The 1,374-nt window shown below is 69.4% G+C and carries 1 protein-coding gene; it reads right to left on the bottom strand.

What is annotated here, in order from left to right; translation table 11 throughout:
- Window positions 1-34 precede the first annotated feature (34 nt).
- The gene (locus ACRWND_RS30780) at window positions 35-1,222 is read right to left on the bottom strand and encodes an ISAs1 family transposase (protein WP_431955256.1); all 1,188 of its coding nucleotides are present in this window, start codon (window positions 1,220-1,222) and stop codon (window positions 35-37) included.
- Window positions 1,223-1,374 lie beyond the last annotated feature (152 nt).

Below are 1,374 nucleotides of genomic sequence, written 5' to 3'. Positions count from 1 at the left end.
CAGGGTCCCTTGCATGATCGAGGTCTGTCCGGATTCATCCGGTGATGCCGAGGGCGGCCAGGGGCCTTCGCCAGTCGCGAGCGGTGTGACGTAGGGCGGCGGCGATGTTGGTGTGGCCGTCCTGACGGTGGACGCCGATGGCGAGGTTGCGCAGGCTGGCCATGATGCGCGGGAGATGGCCGACATGGATCTTGGAGTCGTCCTCGCGGAACGTGCGGTCGCGGACGTGGTGCAGAAGATTTTCGATCTTCCAGTGCCCTCTGATCCAGTCCGCGATCTGGGCGCCGGTAGCCGCGCCGGGCGGCAGGCTGGTGATCAGGTAGACGCGCTCGATGGTGAGCTTGCCGCTGGTGAAGTTCTTCCTCCAGCGCACGACTTGAAGGGCCTGGCGGGCGTCGGGGTAGTCGAGGTGGGCGAAGGCGGCGGTCTTCAGTCGCCGGATCTCCAGGCGGTGGTGGGCCCGGGTGCGGTCGTAGTGGTCGAGTGTGATCTCGCGCCAGGGCAGGCGGCGGACGCGGTCGAACAGGCCGGGATGGTTGGCCTTGACCTGGGCGATGTAGTGGGCACCGCGCTCGCGGAGGTAGGTGCCGTGAGCGTGCTGGGTGTGCAGCGCGTCCGCGGTGATGACCGTGCCGGTCAGGTCAATGCTGTCCAGCAGAGGCCGGAAGGCGGGGATCTCGTTGCTCTTGTCGGCGACCTGGCGCTGGGCCAGGACGTGGCCGGTGTGGTCCATCGCGGCGAGGAGGGTGACGTGCCCGGTGACGGGGGTGCGCGAGCCGCGTAGGGCCTTGCCGTCGACGGCGATCGCTCGCAGTCCGGGGCCGGCCGGGGCGGCGCGGGCGGTGAGGAAGGCGCCGATCGCCTGGTCCAGAGCGTCGCCGTCGAGTTGGACGAGGAGACGGCGCAGGGTGTGGGGGTGTGGTACGGAGACGGTGCCGGAGAGCGGGTCGGTGGGGAAGCCGAGAACCCGGCAGGCCCAGGTGGGGATGTCGCTGATCCATTCCGTGATCGCGGTGAGCGAGCGGGCACCAGCCAGGACACTGGCCGCGGCCGCGGCGACCAGAGCGGACAACCGGTAGCGGCGGCCCCGGACTCCTCGCGGGTCGGGCACCAGATCCAGGAAACCGGACAGTGCGACCGCGTCCGCCAGCGGGACCGGCGCGGCAGCCCGGCCCAGTTGGTCCAGCGCGGTGGGAATGAGGGAAGATGCAGGAGCAGGCACGGACTCGCCAGGTGTTCATGGGACTTCGACACTCACATGATCACCGAGACCGTGCCTGCACTGCGTTTGCCCCTGCTCGAACCAGGACGTCCACTCCAAGGCCGGACCAGCACGACGTTCCGGACGGATCGCGAACATGCAACGGCCCCTGG

The sequence above is a fragment of the Actinacidiphila sp. bgisy167 genome (assembly GCF_965342175.1).
Lineage (GTDB): Bacteria > Actinomycetota > Actinomycetes > Streptomycetales > Streptomycetaceae > Actinacidiphila.
Note: the sequence above shows the minus strand (reverse complement) of the source record. Positions and strands in the feature narration are given on the sequence as shown.